Source organism: Streptomyces sp. NPDC001156 (assembly GCF_053598275.1).
The window spans coordinates 26,673-45,791 of record NZ_JBSFJX010000064.1; the positions used below are offsets into that span (position 1 = coordinate 26,673).

At 69.3% G+C, this 19,119-nt stretch carries 19 protein-coding genes and 1 pseudogene; 11 read left to right on the forward strand and 9 right to left on the reverse strand.

What is annotated here, in order from left to right:
* Positions 1-7: 7 nt before the first annotated feature.
* Positions 8-718, reverse strand: a complete 711-nt coding sequence (locus ACWDA7_RS26715) for an ANTAR domain-containing protein (protein WP_450606944.1) — start codon at positions 716-718, stop codon at positions 8-10.
* A gap of 141 nt (positions 719-859) precedes the next feature.
* Between ACWDA7_RS26715 and ACWDA7_RS26720 the strand changes: the two genes are divergently transcribed.
* On the forward strand, positions 860-1,201 hold the full coding sequence (locus tag ACWDA7_RS26720) for a helix-turn-helix domain-containing protein (protein WP_359393123.1): 342 nt from the start codon (positions 860-862) through the stop codon (positions 1,199-1,201).
* Between the two features lie 170 nt (positions 1,202-1,371).
* Here ACWDA7_RS26720 and ACWDA7_RS26725 read toward each other — a convergent pair whose 3' ends face one another.
* Positions 1,372-1,965, reverse strand: a complete 594-nt coding sequence (locus tag ACWDA7_RS26725) for a TetR/AcrR family transcriptional regulator (RefSeq protein WP_450606946.1) — start codon at positions 1,963-1,965, stop codon at positions 1,372-1,374.
* Positions 1,966-2,136: 171 nt separating this feature from the next.
* On the opposite strand from ACWDA7_RS26725, the gene ACWDA7_RS26730 reads away from it, so the two are divergent.
* The 5 genes from ACWDA7_RS26730 to ACWDA7_RS26750 all read left to right on the forward strand — a co-directional run bounded on the left by ACWDA7_RS26730 (position 2,137) and on the right by ACWDA7_RS26750 (position 7,720).
* Positions 2,137-3,087 carry an alpha/beta hydrolase family protein gene (locus ACWDA7_RS26730; protein WP_450606948.1) on the forward strand — a complete coding sequence of 317 codons (951 nt, stop codon included), beginning with the start codon at positions 2,137-2,139 and terminating at the stop codon, positions 3,085-3,087.
* 105 nt (positions 3,088-3,192) lie between these two features.
* Positions 3,193-4,212: an aldo/keto reductase gene (locus ACWDA7_RS26735; protein WP_450606949.1), complete on the forward strand. Its 1,020-nt coding sequence runs from the start codon at positions 3,193-3,195 to the stop codon at positions 4,210-4,212.
* A 168-nt stretch (positions 4,213-4,380) separates the two neighbouring features.
* The gene (locus ACWDA7_RS26740) at positions 4,381-4,758 is read left to right on the forward strand and encodes a hypothetical protein (RefSeq protein WP_450606951.1); all 378 of its coding nucleotides are present in this window, start codon (positions 4,381-4,383) and stop codon (positions 4,756-4,758) included.
* 13 nt (positions 4,759-4,771) lie between these two features.
* Positions 4,772-6,565, forward strand: coding sequence for an L-lactate permease (locus ACWDA7_RS26745; RefSeq protein WP_450606953.1), 1,794 nt, complete (start codon positions 4,772-4,774; stop codon positions 6,563-6,565).
* A 240-nt stretch (positions 6,566-6,805) separates the two neighbouring features.
* On the forward strand, positions 6,806-7,720 hold the full coding sequence (locus ACWDA7_RS26750) for an RNA repair domain-containing protein (protein WP_450606955.1): 915 nt from the start codon (positions 6,806-6,808) through the stop codon (positions 7,718-7,720).
* A gap of 61 nt (positions 7,721-7,781) precedes the next feature.
* Here the strand turns inward: ACWDA7_RS26750 and rhaS are convergent, their stop codons facing one another.
* A complete protein-coding gene (gene rhaS, locus ACWDA7_RS26755) occupies positions 7,782-8,864 on the reverse strand; it encodes a rhamnose ABC transporter substrate-binding protein (RefSeq protein WP_450606956.1) in 1,083 nt (360 codons plus the stop codon).
* 143 nt (positions 8,865-9,007) lie between these two features.
* On the opposite strand from rhaS, the pseudogene ACWDA7_RS26760 reads away from it, so the two are divergent.
* From ACWDA7_RS26760 to ACWDA7_RS26770, 3 genes and pseudogenes are all read left to right on the forward strand, one after another.
* Positions 9,008-9,298: pseudogene (locus ACWDA7_RS26760) on the forward strand (substrate-binding domain-containing protein); the annotation flags it as partial.
* Positions 9,299-9,417: 119 nt separating this feature from the next.
* Positions 9,418-10,236 carry an SAM-dependent methyltransferase gene (locus ACWDA7_RS26765; RefSeq protein WP_450606958.1) on the forward strand — a complete coding sequence of 273 codons (819 nt, stop codon included), beginning with the start codon at positions 9,418-9,420 and terminating at the stop codon, positions 10,234-10,236.
* Positions 10,237-10,376: 140 nt separating this feature from the next.
* Positions 10,377-11,252: a PhzF family phenazine biosynthesis protein gene (locus ACWDA7_RS26770; RefSeq protein WP_450606960.1), complete on the forward strand. Its 876-nt coding sequence runs from the start codon at positions 10,377-10,379 to the stop codon at positions 11,250-11,252.
* Between the two features lie 183 nt (positions 11,253-11,435).
* Here the strand turns inward: ACWDA7_RS26770 and ACWDA7_RS26775 are convergent, their stop codons facing one another.
* The gene (locus tag ACWDA7_RS26775) at positions 11,436-12,710 is read right to left on the reverse strand and encodes an MFS transporter (protein WP_450606962.1); all 1,275 of its coding nucleotides are present in this window, start codon (positions 12,708-12,710) and stop codon (positions 11,436-11,438) included.
* Positions 12,711-12,845: 135 nt separating this feature from the next.
* On the opposite strand from ACWDA7_RS26775, the gene ACWDA7_RS26780 reads away from it, so the two are divergent.
* Entirely contained in the window at positions 12,846-13,781 is a 936-nt protein-coding gene (locus ACWDA7_RS26780; RefSeq protein ID WP_450606964.1) for a LysR family transcriptional regulator, read from the forward strand.
* 141 nt (positions 13,782-13,922) lie between these two features.
* On the opposite strand, the gene ACWDA7_RS26785 is transcribed toward ACWDA7_RS26780, so the two are convergent.
* From ACWDA7_RS26785 to ACWDA7_RS26795, 3 genes are all read right to left on the reverse strand, one after another.
* A complete protein-coding gene (locus tag ACWDA7_RS26785) occupies positions 13,923-14,321 on the reverse strand; it encodes a nuclear transport factor 2 family protein (RefSeq protein WP_450606966.1) in 399 nt (132 codons plus the stop codon).
* Between the two features lie 191 nt (positions 14,322-14,512).
* Positions 14,513-15,490, reverse strand: a complete 978-nt coding sequence (locus tag ACWDA7_RS26790) for a hypothetical protein (protein ID WP_450606968.1) — start codon at positions 15,488-15,490, stop codon at positions 14,513-14,515.
* Positions 15,487-16,206 (reverse strand): hemerythrin domain-containing protein, encoded by a 720-nt coding sequence (locus tag ACWDA7_RS26795; RefSeq protein WP_450606970.1) that lies wholly within the window; start codon positions 16,204-16,206, stop codon positions 15,487-15,489. Before ACWDA7_RS26795 ends, ACWDA7_RS26790 begins: the two co-directional genes overlap by 4 nt.
* Before the next feature lie 73 nt (positions 16,207-16,279).
* Here ACWDA7_RS26795 and ACWDA7_RS26800 point away from each other — a divergent pair, with 73 nt between their 5' ends.
* Positions 16,280-16,903 carry a TetR/AcrR family transcriptional regulator gene (locus ACWDA7_RS26800; protein WP_450606972.1) on the forward strand — a complete coding sequence of 208 codons (624 nt, stop codon included), beginning with the start codon at positions 16,280-16,282 and terminating at the stop codon, positions 16,901-16,903.
* Between the two features lie 91 nt (positions 16,904-16,994).
* On the opposite strand, the gene ACWDA7_RS26805 is transcribed toward ACWDA7_RS26800, so the two are convergent.
* Both ACWDA7_RS26805 and ACWDA7_RS26810 read right to left on the reverse strand, forming a co-directional pair.
* The gene (locus ACWDA7_RS26805; protein WP_450606974.1) at positions 16,995-17,462 is read right to left on the reverse strand and encodes an SRPBCC family protein; all 468 of its coding nucleotides are present in this window, start codon (positions 17,460-17,462) and stop codon (positions 16,995-16,997) included.
* Between the two features lie 265 nt (positions 17,463-17,727).
* Positions 17,728-18,840, reverse strand: coding sequence for a glycoside hydrolase family 18 protein (locus tag ACWDA7_RS26810; RefSeq protein WP_450606976.1), 1,113 nt, complete (start codon positions 18,838-18,840; stop codon positions 17,728-17,730).
* Positions 18,841-19,119 lie beyond the last annotated feature (279 nt).

The following is a 19,119-nucleotide window of genomic DNA, read 5'->3' on the forward strand; positions in this document are numbered from 1 at the left end:
CCGCGTGCTACGCCTGCTGATTGTCGACGGTGGTGATCCGGGCGACCGCTGCTGCCAGGTGCTTCTGCAGCGGATCCGGTAGGGGCGTCCCATTCACCGTGGTCACGACGTCCGCAGCCAGGCGGTGCAGCTTGGTGTTGGTGTTCTGGGAGGCCATGACCAGCACATCCCACGCCTCGTCGGCGCTCAGGCCGAAGGTAGCCATCAGAATTCCACGAGCAAGGTCGATCTCCGGACGCGTCTGCAGGGCTCGTCGAAGCTGAACGACCTCGCACCGGAGTCCGTCGTCGGCTGCGTCCTCCGCGCGCGGCTCGGACCGACCGGCGGCACGATCCGCACCCTCGCGCGCAGGTACGAGGAGGTCGGAGGTGCCCGTAAGGGCCAGCAGCCGTTCGGCCACGGGGCCGGCGGCCGTGACAACTATCGACTTCCCCTTGGTGAGTGCCTGCCGCCGAACGGTCAGCAGCACATTGAGTGCGGACCAGTCCCAGAACTCCAGTCCGCTGAGGTCCAGGTCCACGCCCTGGACCGGTCCGTCGAGGGCACTGTGAAGCGTGCTCTCGAGCATCTCGCTGTCCTCGAGGCGGAGTCCCCCGCTGAGGGTGACGAGGACACGGTCGCTGTCACGACGTGTGGCGATTGACGGTGAGGTGTCCTCGCCCTCGCAGGCGCTGCCGACTCGGCTGATGGACCGCGCTGCATAGGGCGGCTCCAGCATGACTGCCTCTCTATGGGTACTCGCCAATTACCTTGCTCTCAGCGTCGCGCCCTGTGGCGTAACACGTCAAGGTATACATGAATTTTATTTCGTTCTTTTGAATGCGCGAATGCTTGGTCGTATGATTCGGGGATGGTCGAAGTGGATGGATCGCCTGAGCCACATACCGGATGGACGTTCCTCACGAGTCACGCTCGTGTTCTGGCTACCATCGCCGACAACCGCAACGCGCGTATCCGCGACATCGCTGCACGGTGCCGACTGACCGAACGGGCCGTCCAAAAGATCATTTCGGATCTGGAGCAGGACGGCTACCTGTCCCACAACCGCCAGGGCCGCGGTAACACCTACCAGATCGACCCGAGCAAGGTCCTGCGCCATCCCGCCGAAGCCGGCCTTACGGTGGCCTCGCTCTTGTCGATGCTGGTCAGGGACGAGGTGGAGCGCCATGGAGTCGTCCACCAGGCCCGCTCCGAGCACTGAGCGCACTCAAGAGGTGACGTACGGGATGGCGGGGCGCGGACGCCGAGTGCGGTGACCGGCACCGCCAGAGCCGTGAGAGCGTTCCCTATGACCCAGCGTGTACGCGACGTCATGGCCGCGGCTTCCAGGACCGAAGCCGCACGTGCGCGGGTCATCGAGCGTTGTCAGGATCAGGACGGCTGCGGTCGCTGCAGCCCCTGAAGGAGCAGTTCGATCAGCCGGCGGGGGTCATAGCGGGGGTCGTCGTCACGTCCGATGCAGAGGTTGCCGATGCCGCGCATCAGTTCGTACGCCTGTGTACCGGGCCTGATTTCGCCGGCGGCGACCGCTGCGTCGAGCATCTGCTCGCAGACGGGCACCAAGCGGTCGAGGAAGTACGCGTGCAACGCGTCGAAGCCACTGTCCGATTGCAGCGCGTTGGCGAGTCCGTGCTTCGTCACCAGGAAATCGACGAAGAGGTCGACCCACTGACGGAGTGCCGCGAGGGGAGAGTCGGCGTCGGCCAGCAGGGACGGGCCGGCCTCGGCGCAGGACTCGACCTGGTGGCGGTAGACGGCCACGACGAGATCCGCCCGAGTCGGGAAGTGGCGGTAGATCGTGCCCAGCCCGACACCGGCCCTGGCCGCGATCTGCCGGATCGGCGCGTCGACGCCGGAGGTGACGAACACCTCGGCGGCGGCGGCAAGCAGCGTCTGCTCGTTGCGCTGCGCGTCGGCCCGCTTGCTTCGGGCCGACACCCCCGCGGACTGGCCTGCTGAGGGCACCACGCTCTCCTTCCGGACGACGATTGACTAAGCGGAACAGCGTTCCGTATTGTTCTTTCTGGAACAGCGTTCCGCTTCGGAGTCTAGCCGAGGCGGCGCCGTCCCGTACCCCTCCCCTGCCGCCGGCCGCATGAGGCCGGCGGCAAAGCCGTGGAAAGGGAAAGGCACCTCATGACTTCCGCAGCCGACACCGTCGGCGCACCCACTCCCGTCCTCTCGCTCAGTCCGGTGGTGCTGCCGGCTCCCGGCCGCGCCGTGGACCTGCACCTACGCGTCTCCGCCCCCGTGACCGGGGATGACCTGCCGGTCGTCCTCCTGTCGCACGGCCACGGACCCTCGAACAACCTCTCCTCGCTGAACGGCTACGCCCCGCTCGCCGACTACTGGGCGGCGCACGGCTTCGTCGTCATCCAGCCCACCCATCTGAGCTCGCGGACGCTGAGCCTGGACCCCTCTACCCCTGGGGCGCCGCTGTACTGGCGATCACGGGCCGAGGACATGCAGCGCATCCTCGACCGGCTCGACGTGATCGAGGCCGCCGTCCCGCAGCTCCGCGGACGCCTGGCCCACGACAAGATCGCCGTAGCCGGGCACTCGATGGGCGGCCACACCGCGAGCCTGCTGCTGGGCGCCCGGCTCACCGATCCCCAGGACGGAACGGAAGTGAACCTGGCCGAGCCCCGGATCACGGCGGGCGTACTGCTTGCCGCGCCCGGCAGAGGCGGCGACGCCCTCACCGAGTTCACGGCCGAGCACTATCCCTTCTTTCTGACCACGGACTTCTCCGCGATGACGACGCCCGCCCTCGTGGTCGCAGGCGACAAGGACACCTCACCCCACCTGACGGTCCGGGGCGCGGACTGGCACACCGACCCGTACCACCTCTCCCCCGGCCCCAAGTCTCTGCTCACCCTCTTCGGTGCAGAGCACGGGCTCGGCGGCGTCTCGGGATACGACGTCGCCGAGACCACGGACGAGAACCCCGAGCGAGTCGCCGCGGTCCAGCGGCTCTCATGGGCGTACCTCCGCACCGAGTTCCATCCCGCGGATCCCGCCTGGCAGGCAGCGCAGGACGCGCTGACGACCGGACCCGACCCGCTCGGACGGGTGGAATCCAAGTAGGCCCACCCGATGGGTGAGGACGCGCGCCGTAGACGCGCCACAGAAGTGCCCGAAACCCAACCCACGCGTTGCCGTCACGCTTCACGGAAATTGAGGAACACAGTCATGCAGTACCGCACCTTGGGCCGCACCGGTGTGCAGGTCAGCGCTCTCGCGCTCGGCGCGATGAACTTCGGCAAGATCGGACGCACCACCCAGGACGAGGCCACGGCTGTCGTCGATGCCGCTCTCGAGGCCGGCATCAACGTCATCGACACCGCCGACATGTACAGCGGCGGCGAGTCCGAGGAGATGGTCGGCAAAGCCATCGCCGACCGCCGCGACGACATCGTGCTGGCCACGAAGGCGGGCCTGCCCATGAGCGACGAGCCCAACCATCAAGGCAGCTCCCGCCGCTGGCTGGTCACCGAGCTGGACAACAGTCTGCGCCGCCTCGGCGTCGATCATGTCGATCTCTACCAGATCCACCGGTGGGACCCGCGAACCAGCGACGAGGAGACGCTGTCGGCCCTGACCGACCTGCAACGGGCGGGCAAGATCCGCTACTTCGGCTCCTCCACCTTTCCCGCGTACCGCATCGTGCAGGCCCAGTGGGCAGCCCGCGAGCATCATCTGAGCCGTTACGCCACCGAGCAGCCCAGCTACTCGATCCTGCAGCGCGGGAGCGAGACCCACGTCCTGCCCGTGACCGAGCAGTACGGGCTCGGTGTGCTGGTATGGAGTCCCCTGGCCTCAGGCTGGCTGTCCGGCGCGATCCGCGAAGGCCGGGACATCACCACCAACCGCTCCACGCTCATGCCGCAGCGCTTCGACACCGCCGTCCCCGCCAACCGGGCAAGGCTCGACGCCGTCGAAAAGCTGGCCGCAGTCGCCGACGAGGCCGGTCTGACCATGATCCAGCTCGCGCTTGGATTCGTGACCGCGCACCCGGCAGTGACCTCTGCCCTCATCGGCCCCCGCACACTGGACCACCTGAACGCCCAACTCGCCGCCGCCGACACCGTGCTCTCCGCCGACGTGCTCGACGCGATCGACGGGATCGTCGCACCGGGTGTCGACCTCGCCGCACACGAGAAGAACGACACTCCTCCCGCCCTGCTCGACCCCACCTTGCGGCGCCGCTGATCGCCCGGGCAGCGGGCCTTCAGCCGTCCGTCCGGCGGGAATTCGTGTGCGACGTGGGCCACCCGTGACCCTTGACACGGGTGGCGCGCCGCTGCATGGTTCCACCATTCGGTTGGTGTCTACCGAGTAGTGGAATCGACCTCGTCGCCAACACCGCGGAGTACCCGCATGAGACACCGCATCACGTCCTGCGTCGCCATGGGAGCCGGCGCCGGAACGTACAACCTGCTGCACCCTGAGCCCGCCCGCGAACTCGACGAGCGCAGGGCAATTACCGGGCCGGCCACCGGCGCCGAACTCATGGTGGCCGCTGACCGCCGGCGGCCCCGGGTGCTGGATGCAGGGCGCGACCATCCTCGCCCGCGTGAGCGAAGGGGTGCCCTCGCCCGCACCGTGCAGGCGCGCGACGCCGCCCTCCGCGGCGTCCCCTTACGGCAGTTACTCGAGCGAGCCCCCGACGACCGCGGCTCCGTCGTCACGCACGCCATCCCACAGACCACCACGGTGCCGATCCGTGGCGCGGCCCCCTCCTCTCCGGTGTCGTAGAAAAGGGTGCTACATGATCCTCGCCAACTATCAGCAGGACTACAGTCCAGTGGGTCATTCGCTCGGGCTGTCGTCCATCATCGCGATCCTTCCGTTGCTCGTCCTGTTCGTGCTGCTCGGCGTGGTGCGGATGAAGGCGTGGCTCGCCTCGCTGATCTCCCTGATCGTTGCCCTGGTGGTCGCGGTCGCCGTGTACTCGATGCCGTTTACCGACGCGCTCAACAGCGGGCTGCTGGGCGCCGCGTTCGGCTTCTTCCCGATCATGTGGATCGTCATCAACGCGATCTGGGTCTACAACCTCACCGTCGAAACGGGGCACTTCGACGTGCTGCGCAGGTCGTTCGCGTCCATCAGCGACGACCAGCGGGTGCAAGCGATCATCATCGCCTTCTCCTTCGGCGCCCTCATGGAGGCGCTGGCCGGTTTCGGCACGCCCGTCGCGATCAGTGCGGTCATGCTGATCGCCCTCGGCTTCAAGCCGCTCAAGGCCGCCACCGTCGCCCTGGTCGCCAACACCGCACCCGTGGCGTTCGGCGCGATAGCCGTGCCGATCACCACACTGGCGGGTGTCACCAGCCTGCCCGTGGACGACCTCGGCGCGATGGTCGGCCGGCAGACGCCGATCCTGGCGCTGTTCGTGCCGCTGGCCCTGGTGTTCATCGTGGACGGCCGAAGAGGGCTGCGGCAGACCTGGCCGCCGGCGGTGGTGTGCGGTGTGTCCTTCGCGATCTTCCAGTTCCTGTCCTCGAACTTCTGGTCCGTGCCGCTCGCCGACATCGTCGCCGCGCTCGCCTCCGCGCTGGCGGTCCTGGCGTTCACCCGGGTCTGGCACGCCGAGGAGACGTACCACGAGAGCGACGAGGACCATGGCGTCGACGGCGACCTCGGTGGTGCCGACGGCGGCTCCCGCCGGCCGCAGACCCCCGGTGGGGAACCGGCCCCCGGCAGCGGCGAGTCCACGGACAGCCAGGTGCTGACCCGGGCCCGCGCGGACGCCGACCGCGACACACACGACTCGCCGTTGGACGTCTTCAAGGCCTATGCGCCCTACCTGGCCATCATCGTGGTGTTCGTGCTGGCCACCCGGGTACCGGCGATCACCGGAAAGCCGCCGGCCGGGGTCGGGGCGACCGGTACCGGCCTGGAGTCGGTGACGCACATCGTCAACTGGCCAGGGCTGCACATCGTCAAGGCGAACGGCGACCCGGTCGCCACCACCTTCAAACTCAACTACCTGTCGGCGGCCGGGACCCTGCTGCTCATAGCCGGACTGATCAGCATGGTGTTGATCCAGGTCGGCCCGCGCCGCGCCCTGCGCGCCTACGGACGCACCCTGGACCAACTGAAGTTCGCGGTGCTCACCGTCATGCTGGTGCTGGGACTCGGCTACATCATGAACGAGTCCGGTCAGACCACCACCCTGGGTCTGTGGGTGGCCGGGGCCGGCGCGGCCTTCGCCTTCCTCTCACCGATCCTCGGTTGGCTGGGTGTTGCCGTCACCGGATCCGACACCTCCTCCAACTCCCTGTTCGGCGCCCTCCAGATCACCGCCGCCCATCAGGCCGGCCTGTCGCCCACCCTCATGGCGGCGGCCAACTCCTCCGGTGGCGTGCTCGGCAAGATGATCTCCCCGCAGAACCTCGCCATCGCCGCGGCCGCGGTCGGTTTCGAGGGCCGCGAGGGGATCCTCTTCCGCCGGGTCATCGTGTGGAGCGTGGTCTTCATGCTCGTCATGTGCGTGCTGGTCTACCTGCAGAGCACCTCAGTGCTCGGCTGGATGGTCGTGGACACGCCGGCAAGCCCCTGACAGGGACGTGTGACGCGGCCAGCACGTCGAAATATTGCATCCCTGCAGGTCACGGGGCTGATGCGAGGTCATGGCCATGATGTACGGCTGATCGGTCGTCCTCTCACGTAGGGAGAAGGGACGCCTGGACAGTGCAGACCTCGAAATCCCGATTCATGGCCTGTGACCTGCAGGTTCTCAACCGTCGAGGACAGCGGCACCCTGGAAGGAGAGAGGTGTGAAGGCGGGAGAGGAGGCGCGATGCGGACCAGTGACGAGATCTATCACCGCATCCGCTGGGACCCGCGGTTCGACCCGGCCCGGTTCGTGCTGGGTATCAGCCGGCGCGGGGATGGCCTCGAACGTATCCCGCTGACCTCCTTCGTGCCTGGGGGCGACATCCCGTGGCACCGGGTGGTGTTCATCGAGGCGGGCGGCGAGGTGGTCTGGGACCGGACCACGGGTGTGGACCGCTTCGACGCGTCGGGCGCCGGCCTGGTGCGGGAGCCGCAAGCGGATCTGAGCTTCGGCACGAGCTCCGCCAGGAGCGAGCCCGCCGGCGTCCTCGACGTGTGCCCGACGGCCCGCACGGCGGTGGCCTGGATCCCGCCTGCGGAGCTGTGGCCCCCGATCCAGGACATCCGCCGGGATCACGATCCGCAGATCCACCGCTGGCCGCCGCACGTCAATGTGCTCTTCGGCTTCGTGCCGGAGTCCGACTTCGAGCGTGCGGCCCCGCTGCTCGCCGCGGCGGCGGCCGAGGCGCCGGTCTTCACCGCCCGGCTGGACGGGGTGCGCACCTTCCGGCACAAGGCGTACTTCACCGTGTGGCTCGACCCGACGGCGGCCGGCGAGGCGCCGTGGGCGGACCTGTACCGCGTACTGCGGCAACGGTTCCCGCACTGTCGTGGGCCGGCCAAGAACTTCACCCCTCATCTGTCCCTGGGCCGGACCCGGGATCCGCGGCGTGTCACCGCCGACTGCGCCGCCCGGCTCGACGCCATGACAGCGACAGTCTGGGAACTCGTCCTGCTCGCACGCAGGGGCGACGGGCCGATGCGGCCACGGGCCACGGTCGCCCTGCGCACGGGCGAGGTCCGCCGGCTGCCCGCGCCCGGCCTCGAAGCGCCGGGCCCGGAGGACACCGACTGGCTCTCCAGGATCACCGACAGATGACGTACTCAGCCGGGCGAGGCATGGCGCCGCCCAGGCCGTCCCCGGACAGCCGGCGTCTGTGTCAGAAGTTGAACTGGTCGATGTTCTTGCTGTCGAACACGGTGGGCTGGCCGAGGGTGATGACGGAGTCCTTGCCGATGGTGAAGGTGCCCATGTCTCCGGCTTCGAAGGTTTCGCCTTGGGTGCCGGTGATCTGGCCGGAGGCGAGGGCGACAGTGGTGCGGGCGGCGAGTTCGCCGAGCTTGGCCGGGTCCCACAGCTCGAAGGCGTCGACGGTGCCGTTCTTGACGTACTGGCGCATGTCGTTGGGGGTGCCCAGGCCGGTGAGCTTGACCTGGCCCCTGTACTTGGAGCCGGCCAGGTACTGGGCGGCGGCCTTGATGCCGACGGTGGTGGGGGAGATGATCCCCTTGAGGTTGGGGTACTGCTGGAGCAGGCCCTGGGTCTGCTGGAAGGACTGCTGGGCGTCGTCGTTGCCGTAGGCGATCTTGACGAGTTGGACGTTCTTGTACTTGGGGTCCTTCAGTTCGTCCTTCATGTAGCCGATCCAGGTGTTCTGGTTCGTGGCGGTCTGTGCGGCGGACAGGATCGCGATCTGCCCCTTGTAGCCGATCTGCTGGGCGAGCAGTTGTACTTCGGTGCGGCCGAGGTCCTCGGCGCTGGCCTGTGAGACGAAGGCATTGCGGCAGCCGGTGTTGGTGTCGGAGTCGTAGGTGACGACCTTGATGCCATTGCTCATGGCCTGCTTGAGCGCGGTGCACAGGGCGCCGGGATCCTGCGCCAACACCGCGATCCCGTTCACCTGCTGCTGGGTGAGCGTGTTGACGTAGCTGACCTGGCCCGAGGTGTCCGTCGCACTGGAGGGGCCGACTTCCTTGACCTTGCTGCCCAGTTCGGTCAGTGCCTTCTCGCCGCCCTTGTCGGCTGAGGTGAAGTAGGGATTGTTGACCTGCTTGGGCAGGAAGCCGACGGTCAGCCCCTTCTTCGTCGCCGCGTTCGGGTCGGCGGTACCACCGGCGGCCTTGGAGCTGCTGTCGCTGGTGACGTCCTTCTTGGTGGTACCACCGCAGCCGGTGGCCGCGAGAGCGAGGGCGGAGACGGCGGTGAGGGCCACACAGGCACGTCGGAGTGACGACTTGCGCATAACGGCGATTCCGTACGGAGGGCAGAAGGGAAGGGAGACAGTCGGCACTACGGGGTGGGGGCGGCCGAGGTTTCGCGATCTGTCGGGGGCAGCCGAGAGGCCGTCCCACGGGCCGCACTGACGACGGCAATCCACGGAGCGATCCGACCGCCGTCTTCTGCGCCAACGACCTGCTCGCCCTCGGCGTCCTGCAGGCCATGTACGCCGCCGGGGTGGTCGTCCCGGACGACCTCGCCATCGTCGGCTACGACGACATCGAGTTCGCCGCCACGGCCGCCGTCCCCCTCACTTCGGTACAGCAGCCGGCCGTCACCATGGGCGCCCCGGCCGCGGAGCTTCTCCTGGAAGAGACCGAGGCCGAAGCCGGGCTACACACCCATGAGCACCGGCGGGTCGTGCTCCAGCCGGAACTGGTGGTCCGCCGATCCAGCGTCGGCGTGCACTGGCCACTCTCCCCCCGCCGGTTCGCAGGGTCCACCTTCGCGGAGGAAGGCACATCCAAGCATTCCAAAGTGGTGGTCAGCAGGCGAAGTTGCAGGGGAGGATGGTCGCCATGACGGCTGAAGGCTCCTCCATCGACTCCACCAAGCCCAGTATCGCCCGCGTCTACGATTACCTGCTCGGCGGCAAGGACAACTACGCCGTGGACCGGGAGATCGGCGACGTGTTCAAACGTGACCTTCCTGGTTCGGTGGCCATCGCCTTCGCCAACCGCGCGGCCCTGACCCGGGCGGTCGGGGAGATCGCGACGACCACCGGCGTACGGCAGTTCATCGACCTGGGCAGTGGTCTTCCTACCGCCGACAACGTCCACCAGGTCGCGCAACGGCACGCTCCGGAGTCCCGGGTCGTGTACGTCGACATCGACCCCCAAGTGCTGGTCCACGGCCGTGCGCTGTTGGAGGAGAACGACCGGACCCGGGTCGTCGCGGCCGATGTACGCAACCCCGAAGACGTCCGTACCCACCCGGACACCGTGGAACTGATCGACTTCGATCAGCCCGTCGCCGTCATGTTCAGCGCCATCCTTCACCACGTCAACGACGAGGAGGACCCGGCTGGAATCGTCCGCTACTGGCGCGACCGCGTGCCCTCCGGGAGCTACTTCTTCGTCAGCCACTTCCGTTCCGGCAACAACCCGGAGACGGCGGAGGCCGAGGGCGTCCTCCAGCAGACGTTCGGCCGCGGCCGGTGGCGCACCGACGAGGAGATCGCATCCCTGCTGGACGGCCTGGAGATCCTCGACCCCGGGATCGTCCCCGCGTCCCTGTGGCGCCCTGAGGTGGTCGACAGCCCGTTGAACAGCGGCGGCGAACGGGAACTCACCGTCTGGGAGCGTCTCATCGCCGCCGGACTCGCCCGGAAAGTCTAGGACTTGAGGGCGTCCGACGGTCCTGGACCACCCAGGGGCAGCGAAGGCACGTATCGGGGTGCGGCTCCGCCGCAGGCGACCGTCCCCGCCTCCGCCCGCGTCCCGGAATGGCCTCGGGCCCGTCCCGCGTTGCCACGAGCATGACGACGAATCCCCCGCGGCCCGAGGTGCTGCGCTACACCGCCTTCTCCAGCTCCCCCGACGGCGGAAACCCCGCCGGGGTCGTGCTGGACGCCACCGGCCTGGACGACAGCGACATGCTGGCCATCGCCGCCGACCTCGGATACTCGGAGTCCGCGTTCCTGACCGCGCCCCCTGAGGGCCTCGACGGTCCGGAGGGACGGGCGTACACCATCCGTTACTTCAGTCCCAAGGCCGAGGTGCCGTTCTGTGGGCACGCCACCGTCGCGACCGCCGTCGCGCTCGCCGAGCGGACAGGCCCTGGGGAGCTGACGTTCGCGACGCGTGCCGGCATCGTTCCGGTGGAGGTGGCCGAGGAGGGCGGGACGGTCAGGGCCACACTCACCAGTGTCGAGCCGCACATCGAGGAGATCGCCGACGCCGACCTCGCGGAGGCCCTCGCCGCGCTCGGCTGGCCGGCCGCCGATCTCGACCCGACCTTCCCGCCCCGCACAGCGTTCGCGGGCGCCCGCCATCTCGTTCTCGCGGCGGCGACGCGAGCCCGCCTGGCCGATCTCGCGTACGACTTCGCGCGCCTCGAAGCCCTTATGCACCGCTTGGACCTGACCACGGTCCAGTTGGTGTGGCGGGAGTCGGCCACCGTCTTCCATGTCCGTGACCCGTTCCCCGTCGGCGGCGTCGTCGAGGACCCGGCAACGGGAGCCGCGGCGGCCGCGTTCGGTGCATACGTCCGTGAGCTCGCCCTGGTCCCCGAGGACGCCGTTCTGACCCTGCATCAGGGCGAGGACCTCGGTCGCCCGGGCGAGCTCACGGTGACGCTGCACGCGGGTGACCCGCGGGTCCGCGTCAGCGGCACGGGAGTTCGCATCAGCTGAGGCGCGGTCAGGACGGCGGAGCACCTGTCGGTCAGGGGCCCCGCCTCCTGGCCGGCGGAAGGACTCGGCAAGGCGTGAGCACGGAAGGCGAGCACGGGATCGTCGGAGAGCTCGATCCCGGCGGTGATTCTCCCAAGAAGGGCGGGCCAGTCCTCCGATCGCGGTGACGGCCGTGGCGGTCCGTCAGGCGCGGCTCTGTGCCGGCTGCGGCTCCGGATCGGAGAGGTGCGCTGCAGCGCGGCGGGGAAGCAACAGCGGGGTCGCCAGCAGGAGCACGCCGGCCAGGCCGATGGCCGTACGCGGGCCGAGCAGACTGCCCAGCACGCCCCAGACGGCCGTCAGGAGCGCGGTCGAGGCCTTGGTCGTCACCGTCCACGCGGACAGCGTGCGGGTGACCCGGTCGGTCGCGGTGCGCTCGAGGCGGTAGGTGGCGTACACGGGGTTGAAGACCCCGCAGCAGAAGATGAGCCCGAGCTCGACGCCCATCACCAGCAGCAGTCCGCCGGTCCCCGGCCCCAGGAAGGCCAGGCCGACGGGCCAGATCGCGCGCAGTGCCCCGAACACGACCAGGACCCGGCGCTGCCCGAACCGGGTGACGAGCGGTCGGGCCAGCCGCGAACCGAGCAGCCCGCCGATCGAGGGCGCGGCGAAGGCGAGGCCGTACTGCCACGGCGCGAACCCGAATCGGCCGAGCATCAGCACGGCCAGCAGCGGCTCGGCCGCCATCACCAGACCGTTGAACAAAGCGGTGTTGAAGAACAGCGGACGCAGCGTCGCGTCGGCGAGGATGTACCGCCAACCGTCGAGCAGGTCCCCGGCCCGCATGCGCGGGGCCTCCCGGCGCTCGGGCCGTGGCTCGTGCCCGCCCGTCGCGCGGATGCCCAGGGCCGACAGCAGGTAGCTGACCGCGTCGGCCACCACCGTCGCCACCGGGCCGAGGAGCCCGATCGCCGCGCCGCCCATCGGCGGTCCGATGATCGTGGTCGTCCAGGCCGTGGACTCGAATCGGGCGTTGGCGACGAGCAGGTCCTCGGCCGGCACCAGCGTCTTCAGGTACGCGCCCGAGGCGGCGCGGAAGGTGATGTCGGCCGCCGCGACGACGACCGAGACCATCAGGAGCTGAAGGAAGGTGAGCACGCCGAGCGCGAACGCGGTGGGGATCGTCAGCAGCGCCGCGAACCGCACCAGGTCCATCGCGATCAGCACCGGCCGCTTGCGGCGGAACTCCACCCACGGGCCGAGCGGCACCGCCACGGCCGCACCCACCGCGACCCCCACGGAGGAGAGCGCGGCGACCTCGGCCGGTCCCGCGTGCAGCACCCGGATGGCGATCAGCGGGAACGCGCCGAAGGCGAGCCACGTGCCGAGCGCGCTGGTCCCGTACGCTCCCCAGAGCCACCCGAACCGCCGCCCCAGCCGATGTCCGAACAGTCGTCCCAGCCGGTGCCCGCTCCTCATGCCCGATGCCCCTCGCCACTCACCCGCACAACCGATCCGCGATCGGAAGCATCAAAGCGAGCACCATAGCCGGGGATCAAACAACCGCAGGACCGCCCAGCCACAACCAACGGTTGTACCTCTAGGGTATCGGGCATGGACCTCGACACCGTGCGGACCTTCGTCGCCGCCGCCGACGCGGGGCGGTTCCAGGAGGCCGCCGCCGAGCTGGCGGTCACCCAGCAGGCCGTCTCCAAGCGCATCGCCGCGTTGGAGCGCACCCTCGGCGTACGGCTGTTCACCCGCACCGCGCGCGGTGCCGAGCTCACCATCGACGGGCAGGCGTTCCTGCCCCACGCGCGCGAGCTGCTGCGCGCCGCCGAGCGCGCGATCGCGTCCGTGCACACCGGCCGACGTCCGCTGCGCGTCGACGTGATCGCCTCGCGCGGCGCGGCCTCGGGCCTGATGCGCGGATTCCACCGCGCGCACCCCGAGATCGACCTCGACGTGGTCATGCTGTTCGACATCGAGACGGCCGTCGCCGCCATCCGGTCCGGCGCGATAGACGCGTCCTTCCGCGCCGTGGCCGTCCCCAGCCGGCCCCTTCCCGAGGACATCGAGTCCGTCCGGGTGCTCGACGAGCCGCTCCAACTCCTCACCGGCCCCGCCCACGCGCTGGCCGGCGCCCGGTCGGTGACCGTCGCGCAGCTCACCGGGCACCGGATCTGGATGCCCGGCATCGTCCCCGGTACCGAGTGGGCCGCCTATTACGACGACCTCGTCGCCGAGTTCGGCCTCACCATCGAGGCGACCGGCCCCAACTTCGGCTCCGACGCGCTCCTCGACACCATCGCCGACACCCCGGCCCTGGCCACCTTCATGGGCGAGCACACCCGCCTCGTCTGGCCCGCCGGCCACGGCCTGCGCCGCATCCCGGTGACCGACCCGACGCCCGTCTACCCGCACTCGCTCCTCTGGCACCGCGACAACCCCCACCCAGCGCTGCCCACTCTCCGCGCCCACCTCGCCGCCACGGCAGCCGGCCACAGCGCCGCCGGGACCTGGGCACCGGACTGGGTGCTTCCGAACTGAACGCCGCCGCGTCCTCGATCAACGCGGCCGGTCACGACGAGGCGTTGAAACGCGCTCCGCGGACATTGGTCGGTCCCGGCGCCTCGGCGTACCGAGGCACCGGGACCGACCCCGATCGTGGACGTCCCAAGGCCCTGCCCGTCAGCCTGCGTAGGCCTCGGATACCTTGAGGGTGTCCTCGTAGAGGTACATCTTGACGATCTTGTCGTCTGCCACCTGGAGATGCATGGCGACGGGCATCTCGTAGGTTCGCCCCGTGCTCTTCGCGACGCGCGTGAACCGGCCCAGCATCACCGCGTGGTCGCCGTCGACCAGCAGGGCCTCTACTTCATCGACGTTCTTGTCCGGAACGATGTTGTCCACGAGGGTCCGGAGGTAGTCGGCCACATCACTGCCTTTGGAGCGCTTTCCCGTCCAGGGCAGCGACGGCGAGCCGGGGACGTACCAGTCGATGTCATCCGCGAACACCTCGGCGACTGCATCCGGGTCTCCGGCGGCCAGCAGACCGAAGAACCTCTCCACAACCTCACGTGTTTCCATGATCTGGACCTTTCAGAACGGGGGCCTGGAGCCCCCTCCAGGGCGATGGAGCAGTGTGCGAGTTGCCGGTTTCGTACTGCCGTGGCGGCACACAGGAGGCCGGGGGCACCCATGGATAAATCTTGGACAAACTACTCACGACATTGTCTGTGCTTCGAACGGCTGCCGACGCGAGCCGCCCAGGACCGGGATCAGGCCACCGGTCCGCGGGCGGCGAGGTGTTGCAGGCGGGCGGCCGTGCCGTCCCGATGAGCGCGCCACAGCCCGTACTTGGCCAGCAGGCCGTTCGAGGCCGTCAGCAGGGTCTTGTACGGTGGCGCGGCCAGCCCCTTGGACGTGTGGGGGGCGTAGAGGACGCCTTCATCGCTGACGGTCAGCCAGCCGGTGAGCGTGCGCATGCTCAGCCCGATGCACTGCGGCCGGAAGCTGTGGGCGAGGAACCCGGCTCGCCGCCCGCCCGGCGGCAACAGCCCTGGGGGCACGTCGAGGCGCAGCCCCGCGTCCTCATGTCCGGTGACCGCCACGGGAAGGATGACGGGCAAGCCGTCGCCGCCGCGATAGGCCAGCACCCGGTGCGGCAGCTCGCCGATCTGCCGCGCGAGCGCAGCGACATCGACGCGCGGGCCCGTACCGTTCTTCGGCGGCTTCTGCTCGGGCGGAGCGTCCGGCCAGGCGGCACCCGTGACCGTCATCGCACCGCGGGCCGCCAGGTCGGGCCAGACGGCAGCGCGCTCGACCTTGACGTCGACGAAGACTCGCTCCTGGTGGTATTCGCGAAGCAGCCAGTCCCATACGGGGCCGCGCTTGGTCTCTCCGAGGAACGGCTCGGAGGCGCGCATCAGCTCCGCCAGACGTTCCGGTGACGGGCGCAGGTCGACCGATGCGGTGCCTTGAGCGAGCGCGTACGAACTGCTCGCGGCAAAGCCGTGCTCACGCGTGTGGTAAGCGAGTGAGACGCGCGGGTCCCGCAAAATGCGTTCCAGTTTCTTCGGGAAGCCGAGCGACGTGGTGAAGGAGAGAGTGCCCGCCTCCCGGTCTGCCAGGCCCACCGGCGAGACGCTGGTCACCACGGTGCCGCCGGCTGGGGTGCCGTAGGCGACCGCAACGGTGAGGTCGCCTCTGATCACAGCGTCCGCCGGGTCCGGCCACCCGACGGGAGCGGACGTCACGACCCGGTCCCGCGGAGGATCCGGAGGTCGTCCACCGCCTGGCGGCGCATGGCGGGGAGGAGTGGGCGTACCGGCTCCGGCAGGCCGGCGAGCACGAGCTCGACCTCGGCGGGCGGACCGACCTCGTCGAGGAATCCGACCATCAGATGTCCGGCCACGGGCGGCGTGGTCGCAATCACCCGTTGCGAGAAGTCCGTCCATTCCGCGGGGGTGACGTGGTCGCGGAGTGCGGGGAAAAGAATCGGCTCTTCATGGGCCAGGTGGGCGTGCACCGTGTCGCGTACCGCGACAGCCGCGTCGTGCAGCGCGGCCCGGGCTTCGCCGCCCGCGTCGCCGTCACCCTCGTCGGCGCCGGTTCGGCCTGCGGCAACGTCCTCACCGGCTCCGTTGTCGGCCCGGCTGTCGCTCACGGCCACGGCAGCCAGTCGATCGAGCGCCGCATCCAGTCGCTCGTGCTCCTCGCTCAGCGCACCGAGCCCGTCCGCCGTGGCCGGCGCGGCCGCGACGATCCGCGGCCACAAGTCTTCGTCCTCGGTCTCATGGTGGTGGCGCAGGTTCACGACGAGGAAGTCGCGCAGCTGCGCCAGTGCGCCGAGCGGTACTGCGGGGTGGGCGGCGGCCTCGGCCAGCAGGGCGGTGGCCACACGGTGCACCTCATGGGCGAGCCGGGTCTCGGTGACCGCCACGGTGGAGTCCTTGGGGGGATCTGTAAGCATGGAGTGCAACGTATTCATTAGATGGCTCTATAGTCAATAATGTCACGTACAGCGATGGCGATAGACTGCGGCGGTGACGACCCGGAAGTACAACTCACCCCGCCGCGCGGACTCGGCCGCAGCGACACGTGAGGCCATCCTGAGCAGCGCGCACGCGCTCTTCCTGACCCGCGGGTATGCCGGGGTGACCATCGGGGAGATCGCGGAGGCGGCGAAGGTCGCCGTGCCGACCGTGTACAGCAGCGCCGGGAACAAACCCAGCATTTTGACGGCCCTGCTGGAGCCAGCCCTCACGGACCCGGCCGTCGCCGGCACCCTGGCCGCGGTCGAGGCCAGCGACGATCCACGCGCCGTGATCGAGCTGACTGCCGAGGGGACCCGCCTCACACACGAACGCCACTGGGAGCTCGTATACGGACTCTTCTACCGGAATCCCCCGGGGGAACCCGCCGTCAAGGCGGTACTGGACAGGGGGGCGGACGACTACGTCCAGGCCCTGACCCGCGTGGCCGATCGCCTCGTGGCACTCGACGGCCTCCGCGCCGAGGTCAGCCAGGCGGAGGCCATCGACCTGCTCTTGTTCTACCTCGGCCCGCACGCCTGGATGACGCTCGTGGGCGAACGTGCTTGGTCATTCGACCGGGCCCAGGCCTGGATGACCCGTTCCGCCTGCCAGGCACTCCTCAACGACTCCTGAGCGAAGTCCGTCGGGGATGCGCGTGGAGACGGAAGTGCGTGCTCGCGGCTTCCTCGATGACGGGGCCCGGCTGGGGTACAGGAGAACTGGGTCAGTGGGCCGCTTCGACGTACGACGCCAGGTTGGCCAGCGAGGAGGCGATCCCGGCCTCGTGGACCGCCTGGTCGATGCCAGGTGGCACGTCCGTGGCGGTGACGGTCACCTCGGTCCCCTCACTGGAAGCGGTCAGGTGCCAGGTCATCGTCATGGTGCCCGCGTACGAGGGGTCGTCGGCCTCGAACACCGCCCGCTGCACCACGCGTTCAGGTGGCCCCAGGTCGGCGAACTCGACGTCGACGACATCCGTCGCATCCGACGTCTTGCCGGGGCTGTCGGTGGGGTCGAGGTAGGTGAGGACCATGCGGAATCCGCCGCCGGGCCGAGGGTCCCACTGCTCGATCCGCCCGCGCATACCGTCCGGCGGCAGCCAGACCTCGAGGGACTCCCGGTCGAGGAGGGCGCCGTAGACCGTCGCGGGTGGCGCCGCGATCATCCGGCTGGCATGGTCGGTCCTTCCCATGCCCCGATTCTACGACCGAGATTCCCGCCAGGCCCATCCTCATCGACCAACCCGCCGAAAGAACCGGCCTCGAACCAGCACACGACCAACAAGTCGCATGACGCGGCGATCCAGGGGCTTGACGGGTGCTCAGGCCGAGTCCTGTGTGGTGCCGGCTCGTTGAGCCGGTCCCCTGAGGGGACGTACCACACACCACGGCTGAAGGCTGCCGCCGCACGCTGGGCCGAAGTCCGGCGAACGCGTTCGTCACGGTCAGACAAGCCGGTCAGCGGACCCAACCTTCGCGGTACGCCGTCCAGTCCGTCTCCGTCGCGGCGAAGTCCACGTACAGTGCGACGCCGAATCGGGTGCGGGCCGCGTCGGTGCGGGAGAGGCCGAGGCGGGCGCCGCGGACGGCGGCGGTGACTGTTTCGGCGGACGCGTGATGGCCGATGTCGTCCTCGTGGTAGAAGGGCAGGCCGATCAGCAGGTCCGTCGAGGGCGGGGTCACTTCGAGGGCCAGGGAGGTCTGTTGGGCGACGTACCCTCCGTACAGGCTCTCCAGCGGCAGTGCCGTGTCGTACGACATCACCGCGATCTGGTCGACCCGGCGCGCGACTTGGCCGAAGTACTCCTGCGACCACCACTTGGGGTGTCCGGCCAGGCCGCCCGCCACGGAGTGGAGTGCGGGGAGGGGGTCGATCTGGGGGGCGGACACCGAGAGCGGGGCGTGGTCGGCCAGGGTGACGCGGTGCAGAGCGTCGAGGAGGGTCAGGTAGTTGCGGTCGCCGGAGTGCAGGGGCTCCAGGTCGAAGTGGGCGCCGTCGAAGCCGACCGCCAGGACCTGACGGGCGGAACGCACCACAGCGACCCGCGTCGCCGACCGCTCCAGTCGCAGGCCGACCGGTCCCTCACTCGCGAGCTTGTCGCCGAGCCAGGCCTGGACGCGTACGCCGGGTAGCTCGCGGTGTACGGCCTTGATCAGCCATGGGGCGTTCCTGTAGGCCGACTTGGGGAGCGTGCCGTCGTGTGTCAGCGGGCCGGCATGCACGTACAGGTCGCGGATTCCGGTGCCGCGCAGGCGTCGCGCGAGCGCGTCGAGGTCCGTGTTGCTCTTGCGTCCGTCGACCCAGGCGTGGCCGAGCCAGAGCGCGTCCCGATTCCGGGTGTACGTCCCCGGCGCGGGGTCGCCCGCGTAGTTCAGCCGGAGGGCGACTGCGGCGGAAAGAGTGCACACGAGGAGGGCGAGCACCAGACCGAGGGCGATCCGCCGGGTCCAGCGAAGCCAGGCGCGACGGGGCGTACCGTTGCCGCGGAGCGGCCCGGCCGACCCGCGCCGGGGGCCGGCCTCATCGCCGGACTCGTCCGTGAGTTCCTGACCCGTCCGCTCCGTGTCCATCCCCGTATCCCACTCACGCACTTGCGGACATCACCCTCGGGCTGCGACCGCAGGGGCCGGTCCGAGGTGGTCGAACAGGCGAGGAGTGCCTCTGGGTCGCGACGATAGCATGGTGATCAACTGTGGTGTCTCGACCGACACTTCACCAAATGCCTCCGAGGACGCCCCGGCCTTCAGGACTCCGTTGGGAAATCCGTGAAACGGCCGCATAGGCGGTGCTTATGCGGCCGTTTCACGGATTTACCAACGGAGTCCTTCAGCTGGGGGAGGATTAAAAGT